16 protein-coding genes, 3 tRNA genes, 2 pseudogenes and 1 CRISPR repeat array are annotated in these 19,306 nt (G+C 36.9%); of the genes and pseudogenes, 9 read left to right on the plus strand and 12 right to left on the minus strand.

The window, feature by feature from the left end:
* Positions 1-678 (minus strand): helix-turn-helix transcriptional regulator, encoded by a 678-nt coding sequence (locus tag PluTT01m_RS10425; RefSeq protein ID WP_011146272.1) that lies wholly within the window; start codon positions 676-678, stop codon positions 1-3.
* A gap of 55 nt (positions 679-733) precedes the next feature.
* Positions 734-1,426: a PAS domain-containing protein gene (locus tag PluTT01m_RS10430; protein ID WP_011146273.1), complete on the minus strand. Its 693-nt coding sequence runs from the start codon at positions 1,424-1,426 to the stop codon at positions 734-736.
* A 794-nt stretch (positions 1,427-2,220) separates the two neighbouring features.
* Between PluTT01m_RS10430 and PluTT01m_RS25795 the strand changes: the two are divergent.
* Positions 2,221-2,637, plus strand: a pseudogene (locus PluTT01m_RS25795) (S-type pyocin domain-containing protein); the annotation flags it as partial.
* A gap of 219 nt (positions 2,638-2,856) precedes the next feature.
* On the opposite strand, the gene PluTT01m_RS10445 reads toward PluTT01m_RS25795, so the two are convergent.
* The 4 genes from PluTT01m_RS10445 to PluTT01m_RS10465 form a co-directional block, all read right to left on the minus strand.
* A complete protein-coding gene (locus tag PluTT01m_RS10445) occupies positions 2,857-3,525 on the minus strand; it encodes a LuxR C-terminal-related transcriptional regulator (RefSeq protein WP_041380057.1) in 669 nt (222 codons plus the stop codon).
* 706 nt (positions 3,526-4,231) lie between these two features.
* Positions 4,232-4,906, minus strand: a complete 675-nt coding sequence (locus PluTT01m_RS10455; protein WP_011146275.1) for a PAS and helix-turn-helix domain-containing protein — start codon at positions 4,904-4,906, stop codon at positions 4,232-4,234.
* Positions 4,907-5,955: 1,049 nt separating this feature from the next.
* On the minus strand, positions 5,956-6,864 hold the full coding sequence (locus PluTT01m_RS10460; protein WP_011146276.1) for a lipopolysaccharide core biosynthesis protein RfaZ: 909 nt from the start codon (positions 6,862-6,864) through the stop codon (positions 5,956-5,958).
* Between the two features lie 35 nt (positions 6,865-6,899).
* Positions 6,900-7,475: a serine acetyltransferase gene (locus tag PluTT01m_RS10465; RefSeq protein ID WP_041380058.1), complete on the minus strand. Its 576-nt coding sequence runs from the start codon at positions 7,473-7,475 to the stop codon at positions 6,900-6,902.
* A gap of 627 nt (positions 7,476-8,102) precedes the next feature.
* Here PluTT01m_RS10465 and PluTT01m_RS10470 point away from each other — a divergent pair.
* From PluTT01m_RS10470 to PluTT01m_RS10485, 4 genes and pseudogenes are all read left to right on the plus strand, one after another.
* Complete coding sequence (locus tag PluTT01m_RS10470) at positions 8,103-9,020, plus strand: phage tail protein (RefSeq protein ID WP_011146278.1); 918 nt, start codon at positions 8,103-8,105, stop codon at positions 9,018-9,020.
* Between the two features lie 793 nt (positions 9,021-9,813).
* Positions 9,814-10,438, plus strand: a pseudogene (locus PluTT01m_RS10475) (tail fiber protein); the annotation flags it as partial.
* Between the two features lie 230 nt (positions 10,439-10,668).
* Positions 10,669-11,295: a tail fiber assembly protein gene (locus tag PluTT01m_RS10480; RefSeq protein ID WP_041380819.1), complete on the plus strand. Its 627-nt coding sequence runs from the start codon at positions 10,669-10,671 to the stop codon at positions 11,293-11,295.
* A 54-nt stretch (positions 11,296-11,349) separates the two neighbouring features.
* Positions 11,350-12,099: a phage tail protein gene (locus tag PluTT01m_RS10485; protein WP_011146280.1), complete on the plus strand. Its 750-nt coding sequence runs from the start codon at positions 11,350-11,352 to the stop codon at positions 12,097-12,099.
* A gap of 206 nt (positions 12,100-12,305) precedes the next feature.
* A CRISPR array of direct repeats spans positions 12,306-12,933; the repeat unit is 28 nt; unit sequence GTGCACTGCCGTACAGGCAGCTTAGAAA.
* Positions 12,934-13,089: 156 nt separating this feature from the next.
* Here the strand turns inward: PluTT01m_RS10485 and PluTT01m_RS10490 are convergent.
* The 6 genes from PluTT01m_RS10490 to uvrY all read right to left on the minus strand — a co-directional run bounded on the left by PluTT01m_RS10490 (position 13,090) and on the right by uvrY (position 16,612).
* Positions 13,090-13,176: transfer RNA gene (locus PluTT01m_RS10490), tRNA-Leu, on the minus strand.
* A 6-nt stretch (positions 13,177-13,182) separates the two neighbouring features.
* Positions 13,183-13,256, minus strand: a tRNA-Cys gene (locus tag PluTT01m_RS10495).
* 48 nt (positions 13,257-13,304) lie between these two features.
* A tRNA-Gly gene (locus PluTT01m_RS10500) sits at positions 13,305-13,380 on the minus strand.
* Positions 13,381-13,524: 144 nt separating this feature from the next.
* Complete coding sequence (gene pgsA / locus PluTT01m_RS10505) at positions 13,525-14,073, minus strand: CDP-diacylglycerol--glycerol-3-phosphate 3-phosphatidyltransferase (protein ID WP_011146282.1); 549 nt, start codon at positions 14,071-14,073, stop codon at positions 13,525-13,527.
* 57 nt (positions 14,074-14,130) lie between these two features.
* Positions 14,131-15,963 (minus strand): excinuclease ABC subunit UvrC, encoded by a 1,833-nt coding sequence (uvrC, locus tag PluTT01m_RS10510; protein ID WP_011146283.1) that lies wholly within the window; start codon positions 15,961-15,963, stop codon positions 14,131-14,133.
* Positions 15,947-16,612 carry a UvrY/SirA/GacA family response regulator transcription factor gene (gene uvrY, locus PluTT01m_RS10515; protein ID WP_011146284.1) on the minus strand — a complete coding sequence of 222 codons (666 nt, stop codon included), beginning with the start codon at positions 16,610-16,612 and terminating at the stop codon, positions 15,947-15,949. Before uvrY ends, uvrC begins: the two co-directional genes overlap by 17 nt.
* 434 nt (positions 16,613-17,046) lie before the next feature.
* Here uvrY and PluTT01m_RS10520 point away from each other — a divergent pair, with 434 nt between their 5' ends.
* The 4 genes from PluTT01m_RS10520 (at position 17,047) to PluTT01m_RS10535 (ending at position 19,274) form a co-directional block, all read left to right on the plus strand.
* Positions 17,047-17,271: a DUF2594 family protein gene (locus tag PluTT01m_RS10520; protein ID WP_011146285.1), complete on the plus strand. Its 225-nt coding sequence runs from the start codon at positions 17,047-17,049 to the stop codon at positions 17,269-17,271.
* 359 nt (positions 17,272-17,630) lie between these two features.
* Complete coding sequence (locus tag PluTT01m_RS10525; RefSeq protein WP_011146286.1) at positions 17,631-18,059, plus strand: universal stress protein; 429 nt, start codon at positions 17,631-17,633, stop codon at positions 18,057-18,059.
* A gap of 260 nt (positions 18,060-18,319) precedes the next feature.
* The gene (locus PluTT01m_RS10530) at positions 18,320-18,658 is read left to right on the plus strand and encodes a hypothetical protein (RefSeq protein WP_011146287.1); all 339 of its coding nucleotides are present in this window, start codon (positions 18,320-18,322) and stop codon (positions 18,656-18,658) included.
* A 178-nt stretch (positions 18,659-18,836) separates the two neighbouring features.
* On the plus strand, positions 18,837-19,274 hold the full coding sequence (locus tag PluTT01m_RS10535; RefSeq protein WP_011146288.1) for a universal stress protein: 438 nt from the start codon (positions 18,837-18,839) through the stop codon (positions 19,272-19,274).
* Positions 19,275-19,306 lie beyond the last annotated feature (32 nt).

The raw sequence follows: 19,306 nt of genomic DNA on the forward strand, positions 1-19,306 counted from the left end.
TCAGGGAAACATTCTGCTTTCTGGATGCACAAACCTTTCTGGTACATAGAGATCATAATCATTGGTACGGCAATAATCTTCTAATTGACGAGTAGAATGAAGACCAATTCGTTTATATATGCGTGAGATATGGGTTTCAACCGTACGATAGGAAATATTTAACATCCTACCGATTTGCTTACTGGTATATTTGTGTAACATCAGGAAAATAACATCCCATTCCCGTTGAGTAAAGAGATCGGTCGGTGGTTGGAACATAATAGATGCCGGCAGTTTTCCATAAAATAGCCGGGTGAATGAGAAATCCTGAGCTTGCCAACCATGAAATAGAATCCCCATGCAGCTACCATCTTCATGATAAATAGGTAGCTTTTCAAAAAAATAGGATGACAGAATTTGATTTTTCCCATATACATGCGTTTCAAGTGAACACACTCTTTGTTCTTTTGTCATTACAGTTTTATCATGAGTAATAAATTCTTTTGCAAATTCAGCTCCATCCCAGGGAATTTCATCATCAAAAACTCCTTCATAGTCAAAAGAATTTGAAAGATTTTGGAGGGTTTTAAATGATTGATTAGCATAAATAAAGCATGAGTTCTTGTCTTTTATTCCCCAAGGATCATTACATTGCTTCATTGTGTTAATGATTTGCGATGAAATTATCTTGTTACTCATAGTATCATTCCTTTTTCTAGCCTTAAAATTAGCTTATTGATATTTAATTTTGTAATCAATTTAATTCCACACTGCCGATAGTGACAAATCTTGCAGGAATATAAGCGTCAAGTTTATTTTCTTTACAGAAATCTTTTAATTCTTCGTGTAATGATAAATTGAATTTTTGGTAGATTGACTGAATATGATTAACCACATCTTCGGCACTTATCATTAACGCTTCACCGATTTTCTCTTCATCTAATGAACGTAGCGTTAGAAAGAGAACTTCCCATTCAGTTTGTGTCAATTTGTCATTAGGGGCGATAAATTCCAACGTTGCCGGAGGGGTTTTATCATAATAGTAGGCAGTAGAAAAGTTTTTGGTTTTGCACATATGAAAAGTGAGCCCAATACAATTGCCATCTTCATCGCAAAGTGGGTATTTATTACAAAGATAGATTTGCTTAATCTTATGTTCTTCAAATGGATGCGTTTCTAGTGAACTAACACGTTGCATAGTTTGAAGAACTTTTTGATCCTGACGATGGAATTCTTTTTCATATTCTGCAATAGGTGAGGGTAATTCACCTGTGGTAAGCCCGGTAATCTCGAAATCGTCAGGTAAATTGTGTAGTTGATAAAAAGCGGAATTGGCGTAAATAAATCTCGATTGGAGATCTTTAGCTCCCCAAGGTTCATCACTGTTTTCCCACATATGAATTAATTGTGGGGTGATATTATTAGGTCTATTTTTTATATGTTGCATTAGTGACTCCTGAATGATTATTTCAGTTGTTATCTGACATGTTTGCTAACTAATTATACTTAAAATGCCTTGGTAATATAATAGAATATAATAACTTGCTCGTCAAAATACATATATTTATTAATTAAACCTTTTATTGTTATATAGTGATACTTTTAACATTAATGAATATAACTAAAAATACTATTTAGTATAAAAATATTTTAGTTAACTTATTAAACAGCAAAATTAATGAATAAATTTTTTAAGTCATGAATAATTAAGTGACGTAGATCAAAACTTTCTGTCATTAATCGAAGCGTGAAGGAGCGGTTGTTATAACGATGATAGGTAATAGAATGAAAAAGAAGGCGTTATTTTTGGCGCGGGATAATGGCGAAAAAATGACATTTAATCGGAATAATATTCGATCAATTAAAGAATGCTTTTTAAACGGCGTATTTAGAGCATTGTAATTAGATAAACTATATTTTGGAATTATCAGAATAATCAACTAAATAGAGTTTTCAATCTAAAAACCGAGTTTGAATTTTCCTACTGCTGACAATAGCTATTCTTAAATAAAATTAAGGTTAGGTAAATTCTATGAAATTAAATTATCGAAGAATAATTAAGTAAAAAACTTACTTAAAATGGTATAGCCCAAGATATAAAGTTGTATTTCAAGTTCCACTTAGATGTTTGCCACCATCACGTTCTTACTCTATTTCCCACAGTTTGTATCAATGATTTTCTGCTTTGACAGTGCCGGCGAGGTAACGTCGGAGGCAAAAAATTGACCTGATTTTCATTATCAAGGCGAAGAGGACGAATTAAATCGGTATCACCTGAGTAAAATTGCGGAACGGTCCGGTAAGGCGCTGACTCGTATTCGCTTTCGTTGGATCAGAGATGAAAAAAACGGAAAGATGACGGTTCAGGGCTATCATGTCAGCCCGGAAAGTGGTTTGGATAACGTGCTGGTTCGTATGATGAGATTGAATCCGACTACCGGTAATTATGAATTCTGGGAGCCGGGAGAAAATCGACCGACGATTTTATGGACGCCGAATGAACAGGAATGCAAGGCTCCACCGCATACCGGAAATGAAGAGCAGTCGTTTATTCCGTCGTAAATAACCGTATTACCAATCCCGGATAAAGAGGGTAGTGATATTGAATCGCTGCCAATGCCAGAAGAGAAGGATTTCCGTGATTATATACCCGTTATCCTTCAAGTTGCCTCTTTGTTGGCTGCGCTCGCTCACCCCAGTCACATAGTTACCTATGCTCCCGGGGATTTACTCCCTTGCCGTCGCGATGCATCTTGAAATCCATAGGGTATATCCCTAATATGATGTTTTTAAATGAAATATTTAAACAGGGCGGATTATTTTCTCCATTAATAATGGATAAGGGTAATATGTAAAAACTAGGAATAAATACGTAATTTAAGACAATAAAAACTTTTCCGGTATATAGTAATTAAAATTATTGGCTCGACAATACGCTTCCAGTTGTTGGCTGGAATTAATTCCTATCTTACGGTATATCCGAGTCATATAATATTCAATAGTGCGATAAGCTAGATTCAGTATCCGCCCAATCTGCTTTCTGGTATTTTTCTGTAAAAAGAGGAAAATGATATCCCATTCACGGTGAGTAAAAAGATCCGTTGGTGGTTGCAGCATAATTGAGGCCGGTAGTTTGTCGTGGTATTGATGTAAATAGGCTAATGAATAGTTTTTTGCTTTCCAACCATGATATATGACTCCGATGCAATCTCCATCTTTATGGTAAAAAGGTGATTTTTCGAAAAAGTAAGACGATAGGATTTGCTCTCTGCCAAATATATGGGTTTCGATTGAACATATTCTCTGCTGTTTTTCCATTACCTTTTTATCATGATTAATAAATTGTTCCGCAAATTTAGCGCTATCCCAAGGAAGTTCATTTTCATAGGCCCCTTCAAATTCAAATGAATTTGAAAAGTTCTGAAGAGATTTTAATGCTAGATTACCGTAAATAAAGCATGAGTTTTTATCTTTAATTCCCCAAGGCTCGTTGCTTACTGCCAATGTATTAATAACTTGAGATGATATAGCTATGCGATTACTCATATTATAATTCCTTTTTACCCATTTTGGGTTTAAGTTGTGATATGTTTGAATCATATTATCAGTTTAATACTTTATTATCAGTAATAATAGACTTTTTCAGAAAATAATTATTGTGGCTATTTTTATTACGAGAATTGTTTAGTTGTGCATGCCATTATAGATTTAATTTGAGGTAAATTTTCTTAATATAATTAACCGTGTTTTCTATAATGGATGAGAGTAATTTATCAGTTGAGAATCGATCAATTTTACACAGATAAATTAGTTCAATAATGATATTATTTAAATGATTTATTTGTTTGTGATATTTAAAATAGCTGTGTTTTATGATGGAAAAAAGCCAATTCTTTCTGCTGATTAAATTTATTTTTATTTAAGATGTGAACTTTAAATATGAGTAACTGTAACAGGAAATAATTATTTTTCTAAAAATAAAATAGGCGTAATTGTTGCAGGCAGTTTGAACACGGACAGCGCGGAAAAACCGGAGCGTACACGTAGTACGTGAGGATTTTGAGCACTGCCCAGGTTCAAAATGGCAAATAAAATAGCCCTATTGAGATAGGCAGTAAACTGTTTATATAACTGATGTTTCTAATATATGAAAATTGTGTCGGTATAATTTTCATATATTACCTGTATCATACCGACAGCGATAAACTATTTAATCATGTTTTTTATGACTAAAAAATAGTAAATAAAATTATTAAAATAGTAAAAATTTTTCGGGTACATAACGTTTAAAATTGTTGATGAGACAATATTCTTCCAGTTGTTGGTTGGAATCAACACCTATCTTATGATATATATTGGCCATATGGGATTCAATTGTACGGTAAGAGATATTTAATATTTTTCCAATCTGTTTCCTGGTATATTTTTGTAAAAAGAAGAAAATAATATCCCACTCACGTTGGGTAAAAGTATCTGTTGGTGGTTGAAATATAATAGATGTGGGGAGAACGTTATAATATTGATATAAGTTTATTAATGAAAAATCTTTGGCTTTCCATCCATGAAAAAGTATGCCTATACATTCCTTTGCATCGTTATATAGTGGTAATTTTTCTTGGAAGTAAGACGATAAAATGTTTTCTTTTCCATATGTATATGTTTCAAGTGAACAGATTCTTTTCCCTTTTGTCATTACAATTTTATCATGATCAATAAATTCTTTTGCAAACGCCGCTCCACCCCAAGGAAGTTCGTCATCAAAAAGCCCTTCATAATCAAATGATGTTGGAATGTTTTGAATAGATTTTAGGGCCGGGTTACCATAAATAAAGCGTGAATTTTTATCTTTGATTCCCCACGGTTCATTGCTTGCTTCCATTGTGTTTATTATTTGTGATGAAATGTATGTTCCATTAATTTTTTTCATGATTAATGCCTATTATAGTGATGATAAATTTATACCCGTTATCTCTCAAGTTACCTCTTTGTTGGCTGCATTCGCTCACCCCGGTCACATAGTTACCTATGCTCCCGGGGATTCGTTCCCTTGCCGTCGCGATGCATCTTGAAATCCATAGGGTATATAATATTCGGCGACCCTAAGTGATCAATGTTTATAGGGTGTAAAAGAGGGTAGTTATTTTTCTTGTCGTGGTCTCCAAATGAGTGAGTTTCTAGCAAAGTGGCTCTGCATCGTTTCAAAGTATGTTTTATCTTAGTAACGGAATTCTTGTTCATATTTTAAGATTATCAAATATAATTTATATGTTTAAATGACTCCATTTTTATTCTTCGTACACGTTAAGATTAAAGTGATACTGATTAGTTTACTTTTTATATTTTGCATAGTAAATCCTTGGTGATTACTTAAGACATTATCTGAATGATTTAAGTAATAATTCTACGTAACATGATTTGATTCTATAGCATAGAATAACAATTTGCTTTTCAAGGTAAAATAACTATTAATTAAATTATTTATTATTTAACAATGAAATTTTAAATAAACATAAATGTATTTATGAATATTATTTCACAGAAAAATTATTTAGTAAGGGTGTTTTTTATGAATGTCCAACTATAGCCGGTAATACTTATTTTTTTCGATGTTCATTAGTGATGAATGGGTATCAATAGTCTCGGCATATTGTATACCCGTCATCTTTCAAGTTGCTTCTTTGTTGGCTGCACTCACTCACCCCGGTCACATAGTTATCTATGCTCCCGGGGATTCGCTCCCTTGCCGCCGCGATCCATCTTGAAATCCATAGAGTATATCGAACAATAGATTTAACATTTTGGGAATTAATAAAAATCCCTTAATTGAAATAAGACCAAATGAAATGTATCTGTGATCATTTTAACTTTTTGTAAAATTATAATGGTTAAAATTTTTGAGATAAAAAATAAATCAATCTAGGAATATGAAAAATTTATTAATTATCTCGTTGCTCTGCTTATAAGAAATCTAATGACTTAAATTTTTCTATAATCTAACTTTTCAAATGAATTTATAGCGCTATTTTTCGATAGATTATAAATTTTAACTCCTTTTCTTATGGCTATTTCATGAGCCAGGTTGAAACAAGGAATGATGAAATCATGTAAGTTATTATTTAATTTGGTATCTAGCTTGTCATTTTGGGTTTCATAAAACCTTGGTTTTGAAAAATTGTTCATGTCTAGACCTGCGAAATATATTTCTTTATACCCCAAAAAAAATGCTATTTGCAAAGCAGAATATGCCACTGTTGTTCCGTTGTAGAATCCGAGATTTAAGTTCAATGAGAAGGCGACACTGTTCTGTATTATTATTTCATCACTCTTTATTTCAAAAAGTTCTTTTTCCTGTTGATAAACTGGCTGGTCAATGTTCTCAATAATAATGACTTTACATTTTAATTCAAGATAACCGTAATGAATTAAGATATCATTGAGACAATCCATTGTTGTGAAGAGTATCAATTCATTATCTTTTAATATATTTAAAACGATATTCTTCCTATTTAGAATGAATGTTCGGTCAATTATAACATGATATTTGAATTTTACCTCTGGTGATAATTCATACGAGCCGTTAACACCCATAATATCAAATTTGGTATCATCAAAAAAATCTGTTTTGATGGTAGATACCGACGGTCCAGATGCAATAATGATTAAGGGTTTTTCTGATTTTTTTGGGAATTCATTGATGTTTATACTTTTCTTATTGAATGAAACGGCGTCGATTTTGCCATTAATGTTTCTTGAGATCTTTATGTGAGGCCAAAAGTTCATATTGTGTTTCATTTTTTTACTGGATACATTTCTGTATATTGATTTTGTTATATTCTGCTTACAGAGCATACCTAGTTTTAAAAGATATTTATATTTTAAAAACATATTGTGTTACCATTTTTTATTTTAAATTGGAATGTTCAATTAATTATTTTTTGCTTTTTTATCTTTATCTCATTTTGAGATTTAGGCGTATATGCAATACAATCAGCAGGGATATCTTTATTGATAAATGACATGGCGCCTATGTAGACATTATCTCCAATTGTTATGTTGTCACTTATAATACAAGAATTTGCACCTATTTTTACATCATTACCTATACTTATTTTCCCTTGAATATCTTCATTAAGAACGCCAATGGTTGTATTTTGTAAAACATGAAAATTATCACCAATAATGCAAGTGCGGGAAATAACAATGCCAACATAATGAGATATACGTAAATTTTTTCTTATATAGCAGCCTAATCCTAAATCACATCCATATTTATTTCTTAAATTTCTATTGATACGAATCGAGATTTTCTTGGCTTTATTTGTCCTATATAAGTAATTAGCAATTCTCCACCAGAAATAGAACCTGCGGTCTGGGCATTTAAGGGCTCGATGGATTGCTTTGAACCATGAAAACGATGTCCGTGAACAGATAACTTCGCTGAGTAAACATGCTGTTAAATGGCTTAGCTCTTCTTTATGTGATAATACCTTGTTCATTTTTCTATCAAAACCCTGCACTGATTAGCCGTATCATTTTTCAGATATGGATTATATTAAAAATATCGAATTTAGCCAAATATACCCGTTATCTTTCAAGTTGCCTCTTTGTTGGCAGCACTCGCTCACCCCGGTCACATCGTTATCTCTGCTCCCGGGAATTCACTCCCTTGCCGTCGCGATCCATCTTGAAATCCATTGGATATAGATCAATTTGGCAAACCTGGCTATGTGAATTTTTGTTGACGAAATACAGGTGAATCTCAAGAAAAAGTCACCGTCAAGCGTAAACATAGTAAATCCAGTCAAACCATCTTGCAGAAAAAAGAGAAAAAACAGGGAAATTACTGGGTTGGCAGTGAGACGTATATCTGGGTAATTTAATTAAAATGTCAATAGTGATACGTAATGGGTATTAATAGATAAATTTCCGGCTGTCGTTTCTAATGTTGAACTATTTATTACTACCAATTATATAAAAATAATTAACCTTATAAGTAATAAGAACGCTGCATTATTCTTTTTCTGAACTAGACTTGATTGGCGTGAATTGCAAGAGAGATTGTTTTTACAATAATTCAATATATTGGTTGTAAAATAATATTATTTAATTGCAGGAGAAAGTATATGAGTTATAAGAATGATTTTAAGGCTTTTTCTACTAGTGATAATGCGAATGTAATCAGTCAAGACAAATACGAGGTAAATCAGAGTTTACAAACTGGATTTTCACCAGATAATGTTCCCACCCACTTATTAAATAAGGTATTACGTCAAGCGTCAGCGGTATCATCTGCCGTGACTGATTTTATCGCGACACGATCTGGCAATGATGTTCTGGATGATGGAAACATAGCCAAACTCACCGCTCAATTAAATAAAGCGCTAGAGCAAAAAATGACAACAGATATTCCCAGTGCTTCATTAACACAAAAAGGTGTTGTCCAGCTTACAAATGTGGTTGGTAATAGCGATACATTGGCGGTTACACAAAAGCTTGTTCAGGAAGTAATAAATTCATTACGTGAATATACCCGCGAAGAGATAGACAACCGGATGAAAACAGCCAATGAAATTCCTGTCGGTTCTCCTATTCCGTGGCCGTTACCTCATCCACCATTCGGTTATTTCACTTGTAATGGTTCAGCTTTTAATAAATTACAGTATCCGAAGTTGGCGGAAGCTTATCCTGACGGTAGATTACCTGATTTAAGAGGCGAATTTATTCGCGGATGGGATGATGGTCGTGGTATTGATAGCGGCCGTGGAATTTTAACTCATCAAGGGGATGCCATTAGAAATATTGTAGGTTCATTTCCTGGGGCAATAGCACTTCATTTTGAGCTGGCAGCAAAAGGGGTTTTTTACGGTAACGCAACTTTTGGCGTGGCTACAGATGGTAATCCTAAATCAGTAGATCATTTTACCCGGGATGCTGTATACACTACATACGGTTTTGGGTTCGACACGTCAAGGGTTGTTCCTGTAGCTTCGGAGAACCGTCCTCGCAACATCGCCTTTAATTACATAGTAAGAGCGGCGTAATGGCTGAACAAAAATACGCTTGATAGCCGGAAATAGAAAGAGAGACGGCTTTCTACTTGGATGGAAAAAATTTTGACCCTTTTTTAACGGTAAATTTTAATCTGTTGATTTTTCAGTAAATATTGTTTATCCCACAAAAAAGGGTTTTTTATTTTTTATAATGGTTGCTCTTTAACATTCAATAGGTTGGGGTTAATATGTAACAGTGCACTGCCGTACAGGCAGCTTAGAAAATACAACTAACATAGCGAGATAATCATGACAGGTGCACTGCCGTACAGGCAGCTTAGAAAACCTTTTAGTTATGAGGGTGTGCGTTTTTATTGTGCACTGCCGTACAGGCAGCTTAAAAAACCAACATTTTCACTTACCAATCTATTTTCAGAACTGTCGGCTCAAGTGTATCGTTGAGAACAATGAATGTGTGTTTTATGAAGATAGAGAGCCTATGACATTCCAGAACACCGTCGCTTAGATATTCGTGTCCAAATGCCAGAAGATTCATCTTGGAATTTAAAATAGCAGGCGTTACAGGAAGAGATAGAAGGAATAAGAGCAGAATAGTTTTCAGATGTTAAATATAAATGGTTTGGGTATGTTTTCGATTCTAAAATATTTAATTACTTATTACTGCTAATTATATAAAAATAGTCAATCTCCTAATAAATAGGAATGCTGTATTACTCTTCTTTCTGAACTAGACTTTGATTTTAATGAATTACAGACGGATTATTTTTACAGTAATTAAATATGTTGATTATAAAAAATATTATTTTGCTTAAGGAGTAAGGATATGAGTCAAAAAAATGATTTTAAAGCTTTTTCTATTAGCGATAATGCTAATGTAATTAGCCAAGAAAAATATGAAGAAAATCAGAATTTGCAGACTGGGTTTCCACAAGATGGTATTACCACTGATATGCTAAATAAGGCATTACGTCAGTCTTCCACGATATCCTCTGTAGTCGCTAATTTTATCGCTACACAATCTGGCAATGATGTTCTGGATGATGGGAATATAGAGAAACTCACCAGCCAATTAAATAGAGCGCTGGAACAGAAAATGACAATAAAGGTTCCTGATGCTTCATTAACACAGAAAGGTATTGTTCAACTTACAAATGTGGTTGGCAATAGCAATACATTGGCGGTTACACAAAAACTTGCTCAGGAAATAATAAATTCATTACGTGAAGAAATTAATATACCTGTGGGTTCCCCCATTCCGTGGCCGTTACCCTATCCACCTGTCAACTATCTCGTTTGTAACGGTGCATTTTTCAATAAATTGCAGTACCCAAAGTTAGCAGAAGCTTATCCTGACGGCAGATTGCCCGATCTAAGGGGAGAATTTATCCGTGGCTGGGATAGTGGGCGAAATGTGGATCCATCTCGTTCAATATTGTCATGGCAGGAAGGGGCTTATTTGGTACAGAATGTTGATCGGGCTAATAATTTTATGATTACCCTCTCACGCAATGAGTTTGCAAAATTGCAGTGGGATATTCCACAAAATAAAAATACTTCGGTAAAAGCTGTATATTATAAAGCTCAGGCAGACTGGATTGCGAATTCCGCATTTATAGGGGTATCGAGGCCCCGTAATATAGCATTTAACTACATAGTGAGAGCAGCAGCATGCAGCATAATGACAGAACAAAAATACGCGTTAGAACATGAAACCGCTGTATTGGGTGAAGACGGATTAGCAATTCAACCCGGTTGGATAAAAGTTTATCACACGAATCAAATAACAAGAGAATTTATTAACGCTGGTATTGAATATGTCATGCTCGGTGTCAGTTTATCAGCACATTCTTATTTAGATGCACCAGACTTTCCCGATTCTGATGATGTGGCTGTTTGTCGCAGTGAAGACGGTAAGTGTTGGGAGATCGTCCCTGATTATCGGGGGAAAATAGCTTACGACACGTTAACATTAACTCAACAGAAAATCACTGAACTGGGTGAATTACCTGAAACTCTGACCTTCAAGCAACCGACCACCGGTTTTGATAAATGGGATGGCACAAAATGGGTCACTGATAATGTAGCTCTAAAAGCAAATCAAATTGAACAAGCGGAACAGCAGCGTGTAACTCTGTTGCGACACGCGAGTGAATCCATTGCATTACTGCAAGATGCTGTTGATTTAAATATCGCTACCGAAGTAGAAAAATCCGCCTTACTGACATGGAGAAAATATAGGGTAATGCTCAATAGAGTAAATATTTCATTGTCTCCCGATATTGAATGGCCGGAACAGCCGAGGTAAAGACTTTGATTGATGTGAGTTGCGAAATAATGTTATTTAATTCAAGGAGGACATATGAGTCCCAAGAATGATTTTAAAGCTCTCTCTGTTATTAATAATAAAAACATAGTGAGTCAAGAGAAATATAAAATAAGTTCGGATTTGCAGACAGAGTTTCCTTCAAATGATGTTCACTCTCATTTGTTAAATAAGGCGTTGGATCAATCATCAACTATATCAGCCGTCATAGCTAATTTTATTGCGGAACAATCTGGCGAGGATGTTTTAGATAATGGTGATATAACCAAGCTTACCGCTCAATTAAATAAAGCATTAGAACAGAAAATTTCAGATACCTCTAACATTCCTGTCGGTATTCCTGTTCCTTGGCCGACTGCCGTGCCGCCTGCTGGGTGGTTGCAGTGTAATGGGGCGGTCTTTGATAAGTCGAAATTTCCGAAATTAGCAGAAGCTTATCCTGATGGTAACTTACCTGATTTGAGAGGAGAATTTATTCGGGGTTGGGATGATAGACGAGGTATTGATAGTGGCCGTAGAATTTTAACGCATCAGGGGGATGCTATCCGAAATATTCAGGGTTCGTTCGCCGGCATGATAGCACTAAATTATCATTTGGCAACAAGAGGGGCTTTTTATGCTAGTCAAGTTCTTGGAATAGCGACAGATGGCAGTTTCAAATCGATAAATATTTCTGACACAGATACTCCATACGGCTTTGGGTTCGAGGCGTCAAGGGTTGTTCCTGTAGCCTCAGAGAACCGCCCTCGCAACATAGCATTTAATTACATAGTGAGAGCGGCGTAATGGCTGAACAAAAATACGCTTGATAGCTAGAAATAGAAGAAGAGACTGCTTTCTACTTGGATGGAAAAAATTTTGACCCTTTTTTAACGGCAAATTTTAATTTATTGATTTTTAAGTAAATATTGTTTATCCCACAAAAAAGGGTTTTTTATTTTTTATCATGGTTGCTCTTTAACATTCAATAGGTTGGGGTTAATATGTAACAAGTGCACTGCCGTACAGGCAGCTTAGAAAACAGCCGGAAAATTAATGGCAAAGCATTAAGTGTGCACTGCCGTACAGGCAGCTTAGAAACGTAATTTCCTGCTTATCATTACTCTTTAAAGGTGCACTGCCGTACAGGCAGCTTAGAAATACGTTTGCACTCTTCTATATAGTGAGGGTTAGTGCACTGCCGTACAGGCAGCTTAGAAACGTAATTTCCTGCTTATCATTACTCTTTAAAGGTGCACTGCCGTACAGGCAGCTTAGAAATACGTTTGCACTCTTCTATATAGTGAGGGTTAGTGCACTGCCGTACAGGCAGCTTAGAAATGATGCCGACGAACGGCAACAATGCCGGTGATGTGCACTGCCGTACAGGCAGCTTAGAAATTTGAAAACTCCCTGAAGCAATGGCGTGACCGGTGCACTGCCGTACAGGCAGCTTAGAAAAACTTCTCCCGCACACAAAGGGAGAGTGGGCGGTGCACTGCCGTACAGGCAGCTTAGAAATAGAAATCCTTGAATATAGTCAGACCCGTAATGCGCACTGCCGTACAGGCAGCTTAGAAAAACTTCTCCCGCACACAAAGGGAGAGTGGGCGGTGCACTGCCGTACAGGCAGATTAGAAAAGAGGATTAATTGAGCGCTTTTAGTGAATATTTATTCATTGCACCACAGCGATGTTAGGAAAGCATGTTAGGAAGGGGAGGGGCCGGCATAAAAAAAGCCACCTTGCGGTGGCCTTTTCTTTTTTCTAACTCACTGTTTTATCAGCGAATTTCATTTGGTGCCCAGGGCGGGACTTGAACCCGCACAGCCTTACAGCCGAGGGATTTTAAATCCCTTGTGTCTACCGATTTCACCACCTGGGCTGAATTTGGAGGCGCGTCCCGGAGTCGAACCGAGGTTGACGGATTTGCAATCCGCTGCATGGCCACTCTGCCAACGCGCCTTTCTATATTCAACGACTAATTCAGCATCCAACTTCTGAACAGTAAGTTGGAGCGGGAAACGAGACTCGAACTCGCGACCCCAACCTTGGCAAGGTTGTGCTCTACCAACTGAGCTATTCCCGCACCGCTTTGAACTAGCTGATTTACTTATTTGTTTTCGTAAATCTCATGTGCCGTTCGATGCGTTGCATTCTACTTACTTCACGTATCGAGTCAACACAATTATTGTTACACCGTGTTTGTTCGATGGTTTTTACGTCATTTCGATCAAGCTTCACGCAAATCAGACCAAGCCGCATTTATGTATTGAAACATTGACCAAAATGTCATCACCGTAGCAACATAAAGTAATATGAATCCACCCAATTCGAATTCAAAATTAGGGCGCCATAATAAAGCAATTAACGCTGCCATCTGTGCTGTCGTTTTTACCTTACCCATCCAGGAAACGGCAACACTACTGCGTTTGCCTAATTCAGCCATCCATTCTCTGAGAGAAGAGATGATAATTTCACGCGCTATCATGGTTGCTGCGGGCAGGGTTATCCACCATGTATGATAGTGTTCGGAAACTAAGACTAATGCGGCCGCAACCATGATTTTGTCCGCGACAGGATCAAGAAATGCGCCAAAGCGAGTTGTCTGTTTCCAAAGGCGAGCGAGAAAACCGTCAAACCAGTCTGTCGCCGCAGCGACAATAAAAATTATGGCACAAACCATCGGCGCCCATGTGAATGGCAAATAGAATGCCAGGACAAAAAATGGGATCAGGGCGATACGAAATAGAGTGAGCCATGTTGGTATATTTAATTGCATAGTGCTTCTTAACTATCTGGCTATAGTGGAATTTATAAGTATGGTGCATCAATGTACTTAGTGTTTCAATGCATTATAAATTTTTTCTGCTAATGCATAGGAAATAGTCGGTACTTTTGCGATCTCTTCGACACTTGCATTACGTAAAGGCTGCAAACCTCCCATGTATTTCAGTAACATTTGTCGGCGTTTTGGTCCAACGCCTTCAATAGATTCCAGTGTACTGGTGTTTCTAACTTTAGATCTACGCTGACGGTGCCCGGTTATTGCATGATTATGTGATTCGTCACGAATATGCTGAATCACATGCAGGGCAGGAGAGTCCGGCGGTAATGCGATACTTTTATCCTCCGTTGCGAAAAATAGCGTTTCAAGCCCGGCTTTGCGATCACTGCCTTTGGCAACACCTATTAATTGAGGTCGCGTTTTATCCCATTCAACATCAAGAGACTGAAAGACATCGATTGCTTGAGCTAATTGCCCTTTACCACCATCGATGAAAATAATGTCGGGAATTTTTGACTCATCTAATGCTTTCCCGTATCGACGGCGTAGTACTTGATTCATGGCAGCGTAATCATCACCGGGAGTAATACCACTGATATTATAGCGCCGGTATTCAGAACGTAGTGGACCATTGCTATCAAAGACGACACAGGATGCAACAGTTTGTTCTCCCATAGTGTGACTAATGTCAAAACATTCCATTCTCTGAATTTTTGCTAACTTAACTAATTTGGTGAGAGAGTCTAATCTTTGGTGAATAGTTGATTGTTGTGATAAGCGGGTCGATAGGGCAATTGTTGCATTTGTGCGGGCAAGTTTCAGATAACGGGCTTTATCTCCGCGGGGCCGGGTTTGAATATGAATTTTTCGCCCGGATATTTCAGATAAAGAATCAGACAAAATGTCTTTCTCTGGCAGAGTAAAATCCAGCAAAATTTCTGAGGGCAAAGTCCGATTTTGGCTGCCTTGTAAATAAAATTGGCCAAGGAATGTTTGTACAATCTCATCAAGCGTTGTCCCTGTCGGGATTTTAGGATAGTAACTTCGGCTACCCAGTACTTTGCCCTGACGTATAAACAGTACATGCAGGCAAGCCATGCCCGCGTCAAAGGCAACACTGATAACATCGAGGTCATCGTCTGTTCCTGAAACAAATTGTCTTTCAGTAACCTGACGAACGGCCTGGATTTGATCACGGTATCTTGCAGCATCTTCAAATTTCAGTTGCTGGCTGGCTTGCTCCATTCGTTCAATTAATCTGGTTAAAACTTGCTGATCTTTGCCTGAAAGGAACAGACGAATATAATCAACTTGCTGCTGATATTCATCTTCACTTACCAACCCTTTAACGCAAGGCCCAAGGCAGCGACCAATTTGATATTGCAGGCATGGCCGCGAGCGATTGCGGTAGACACTATCCTCACATTGTCGGATAGGAAAAAGTTTTTGCAGTAAGATTAATGATTCCCGTACCGCATGAGTGTTTGGAAATGGGCCGAAATATTCACCTTTGAAATGTTTAGCTCCCCGGTACATTGCCAGTCGTGGATGTTTATCTGCGCTGAGAAAAATGTAAGGGTAGGATTTGTCATCTCGCAGTAAAACGTTATATCGGGGTTGATAGAGCTTAATGTAATTATGCTCCAGCAGCAGTGCTTCGGTTTCGGTATGCGTAACCGTAACATCTATCTGAACAATATTTTTAACCAGAGATTCGGTTTTACGACTGGTGACTTGTGCGCGAAAGTAACTGGCAAGCCGTTTTTTTAAATCCTTGGCTTTACCGACATAAATAACCGTGCCTGAGGTGTCATACATACGATAAACGCCAGGTTGACTGGTTACTGTTTTTAAAAATGTTTTTGAATCAAATTGTTCCGTCACTATTTAATAGACTCTCTGTGTCGAATAGCCCATAACGTATTGCCATATGTGTTAATTCTACATCACCGTTGATATTTAGTTTACTAAACATTCGGTAGCGATAGCTATTGACGGTTTTTGGGCTGAGATTAAGTTGTTCAGAGATATCGCTCACTTTTTGTCCTTTCGTGATCATCAGCATAATCTGTAATTCACGATCAGACAGACAACTTAATGGATTGTCTTGCTGTGGGCTAATTTGGCTAAGAGCCATTTGTTGAGCAATATCGGGAGCGATATAGCGCTGGCCGGCATTAACTGCACGAATTGCATTTACCATGTCCTGAGGGGTAGAGGCTTTACTGAGATATCCTCTGGCACCAGCCTGCATCACCTTCATTGGCAAAGGATTTTCAGTATAGATAGTCAACATGATGACACGGACATCGGGACAATAGCGTAGGATTCTTTTTGTTGCCTCCAGGCCCCCAATGCCTGGCATGTTCATATCCATTAACACGATATCTACTTTATTAGCTCGGCACCATTTTATCGCATCTTCACCACAATTAGCTTCTCCTACTACGGTTATCCCTTTTACGTCATCAAGAATACGTTTTACACCAACTCTGATCAGCTCATGATCATCGACTAACAAAACATTTATCAAAAAAGTGTCTCCAACTGGCTCTATGCTCATACATGAGCTTCATTGATATTGCTTGTGTATTGAATTTGTTTCAGAAAAGTTAACTTCAATTGTCTGTTTTTTAACTTTTGGTAAAGATTATATAAAACAATAGAATAGATAAATTATCCTTAAAGTTCATCAGGAATGTGAATATTATACTTATCTCTTCCAAAGACAAAAGAGAATTATTTTATACGATAGGAAGTATTATTTATTTGCAATCATAATATCTCATATATTCTGATTATGATAAAATTAATAACTAAATAAATATTTATAAAATATATGATTTTAACAACAATTTAACGTTTTTTGGCGTAGATCTATTTGGAAAATGTATAAAAATAGGGGATGAATTATGTGGTATAATTATTATTTTCATGACGCAATTAATACGTAAACAGGTAACGACTATGAATAAAATCGATTTAATTCCTTCATCTGATACTGAAACCTTGGCAACAGAGGTGACATGTTTGAAAGTTCTGTTGGCCTCTATTCTTAAAACTATGGGACAAGCTCATGCAGGGAGAGTTGTACTGAATCTGGAACGTGTTATTGCAGAAATGGGCGATGAAAAACAGGCCAAGATATTTGAAAATACCGTTCAGCAAATAAAAGCGTTATATCGGCAGTGAGGTAGAGTCTCAGGGGTTAATGTTATTGCCCCTGTACATATCCCACTTTTGCCACGTATTGAAATGAACAGCACCTATTTTCATAAAATTTTTATTTGGAAAAATATATATAGTTGAATAAGAGCCTATCTCAATAGGCGTAATTGTTGCAGGCAGTTTGAACACGGACAGCGCGGAAAAACCGGAGCGTACACGTAGTACGTGAGGATTTTGAGCACTGCCCAGGTTCGCTCTTTATGGCAAAGAAGGGCAAATAAAATAGCCCTATTGAGATAGGCAGTAACTCATAGTAATTAACAGGATATAGTGTATACTAAATGTAGTAGTCTGGTTTGGTATGTAAATATAGGAGCGTGCGTATGTACAAAACTATTTTAGTACCGGTAGATATTTCAGAAGATGAACTAACGAGTAAAGCGGTTAAGCATGCACTGTCTTTAGCAAAAGAAACGGGTGCGAAGCTCCATATTCTTCATGTACTGCCAATTTCATCCGCGATTGTTAACGCATATTCGTTGGGATATGATGAAATTAAGGATAAAGCGACAATTAAAGCCGAAGATGATTTAAAAACGCTGATTGATGCCATCGATTTTCCTGCTGACAGGTTATCTTATTCTATTGCATTTGGGTCGCCAAGAGATGAAATAACAGCAGCAGCGACAGAAATTAATGCTGATCTTATCGTTATTGGCTCTAGAAGGCCCAATATTACAACGCACTTATTAGGATCTAATGCATCAGGTGTTGTCAAATATTCGACAACATCTGTTTTGGTTATCAGGTAAGGTGGTTATACCTTATGGATTTCAAGATGCGTCGCGACGGCAAGGGAGAGAATCCCCGGGAGCATAGGTAACTATGTGACCGGGGTGAGCGAGTGCAGCCAACAAAGAGGCAACTTGAAAGATGACGGGTATAATGGCTAGCCATCTTCGGGTGGTTTGCTAGCTAACGCTGGGTTGCACTATTTTTATTAAATTTGCTCTGATTTCATTTTCATTGAGATTGCATAAGGTTTTGTAGAATTGTTGAGGATGCAATAATTGTGGAAAAATTTACTGATAAACTGATTCGTTTGGACCATTTTGTATGGCGGGTGATACGCTTTTACTTTATTGCTGCAACGTTTTTCTTTATTGGAATAATTCCGGGTGTCCTAGGGTTTTACCTGATAGAAGAGCATACATTTTCTGAATCTTTGCTTAACGCTTTATTTATGCTGGGATCGCAGGGGTTAGATCCCGTTCCTGTTAGTTTATCCGGTAAATATTTTATTGCCATATATGGGGTATTTTTGGAAAGTGTGTTCTTTATTACTTTGGGGCTTGTTGTAACACCTTTCATTCATCGAATATTACATAAGTGGCATCTTGACTCTGAGTGATTGAAAATAGAGCGATACGGTAATTTATTTGATTTAGTTAAATAATTCACAACAAATAATGTAATATTTTATACACTCATTGAAATAGTTATACCCTATGGATTTCAAGATGCATCGCGGCGGCAGCCAACAAAGAGGCAACTTGAAAGATGACGAGTATATAAATATAGGAGTACGTATGTACAAAACGATTTTAGTACCGGTGGATATTTCAGAAGATGAGTTGACCGATAAAGCGATTGCACATGCAGAGTATTTGGCGAAGTTGTCTGATGCTAATATACATCTTTTCCATGCCGTTCCTGATATATCAAGATTTTCAATTAGTTATAGTTACCATTATGATTTGCTCAACTCTTTTGCCAAGAAATCTATTGCAAGATCAGAAGAGGAATTGGCAAAAGTGGCTGAAAAAATAGATTTGCCAAAAGAGCGAGTCTCTTTCTCCGTAGCCTGTGGATCACCGAGGGATAAAGTATTATCGACAGCAGATGAGATTAAAGCAGATTTAATTGTTGTTGGTTCCCGGCGGCCTAATATTTCCACCCATTTATTAGGCTCAAATGCTTCAGGAATTGTCGGATATGCAAATATTTCAGTTTTGGTAGTCAGATGAATGATTTGTTTAGCAGTGAAAAAACCCGTTTT

The organism is Photorhabdus laumondii subsp. laumondii, from assembly GCF_003343245.1.
GTDB classification, from domain to species: Bacteria; Pseudomonadota; Gammaproteobacteria; order Enterobacterales; family Enterobacteriaceae; genus Photorhabdus; species Photorhabdus laumondii.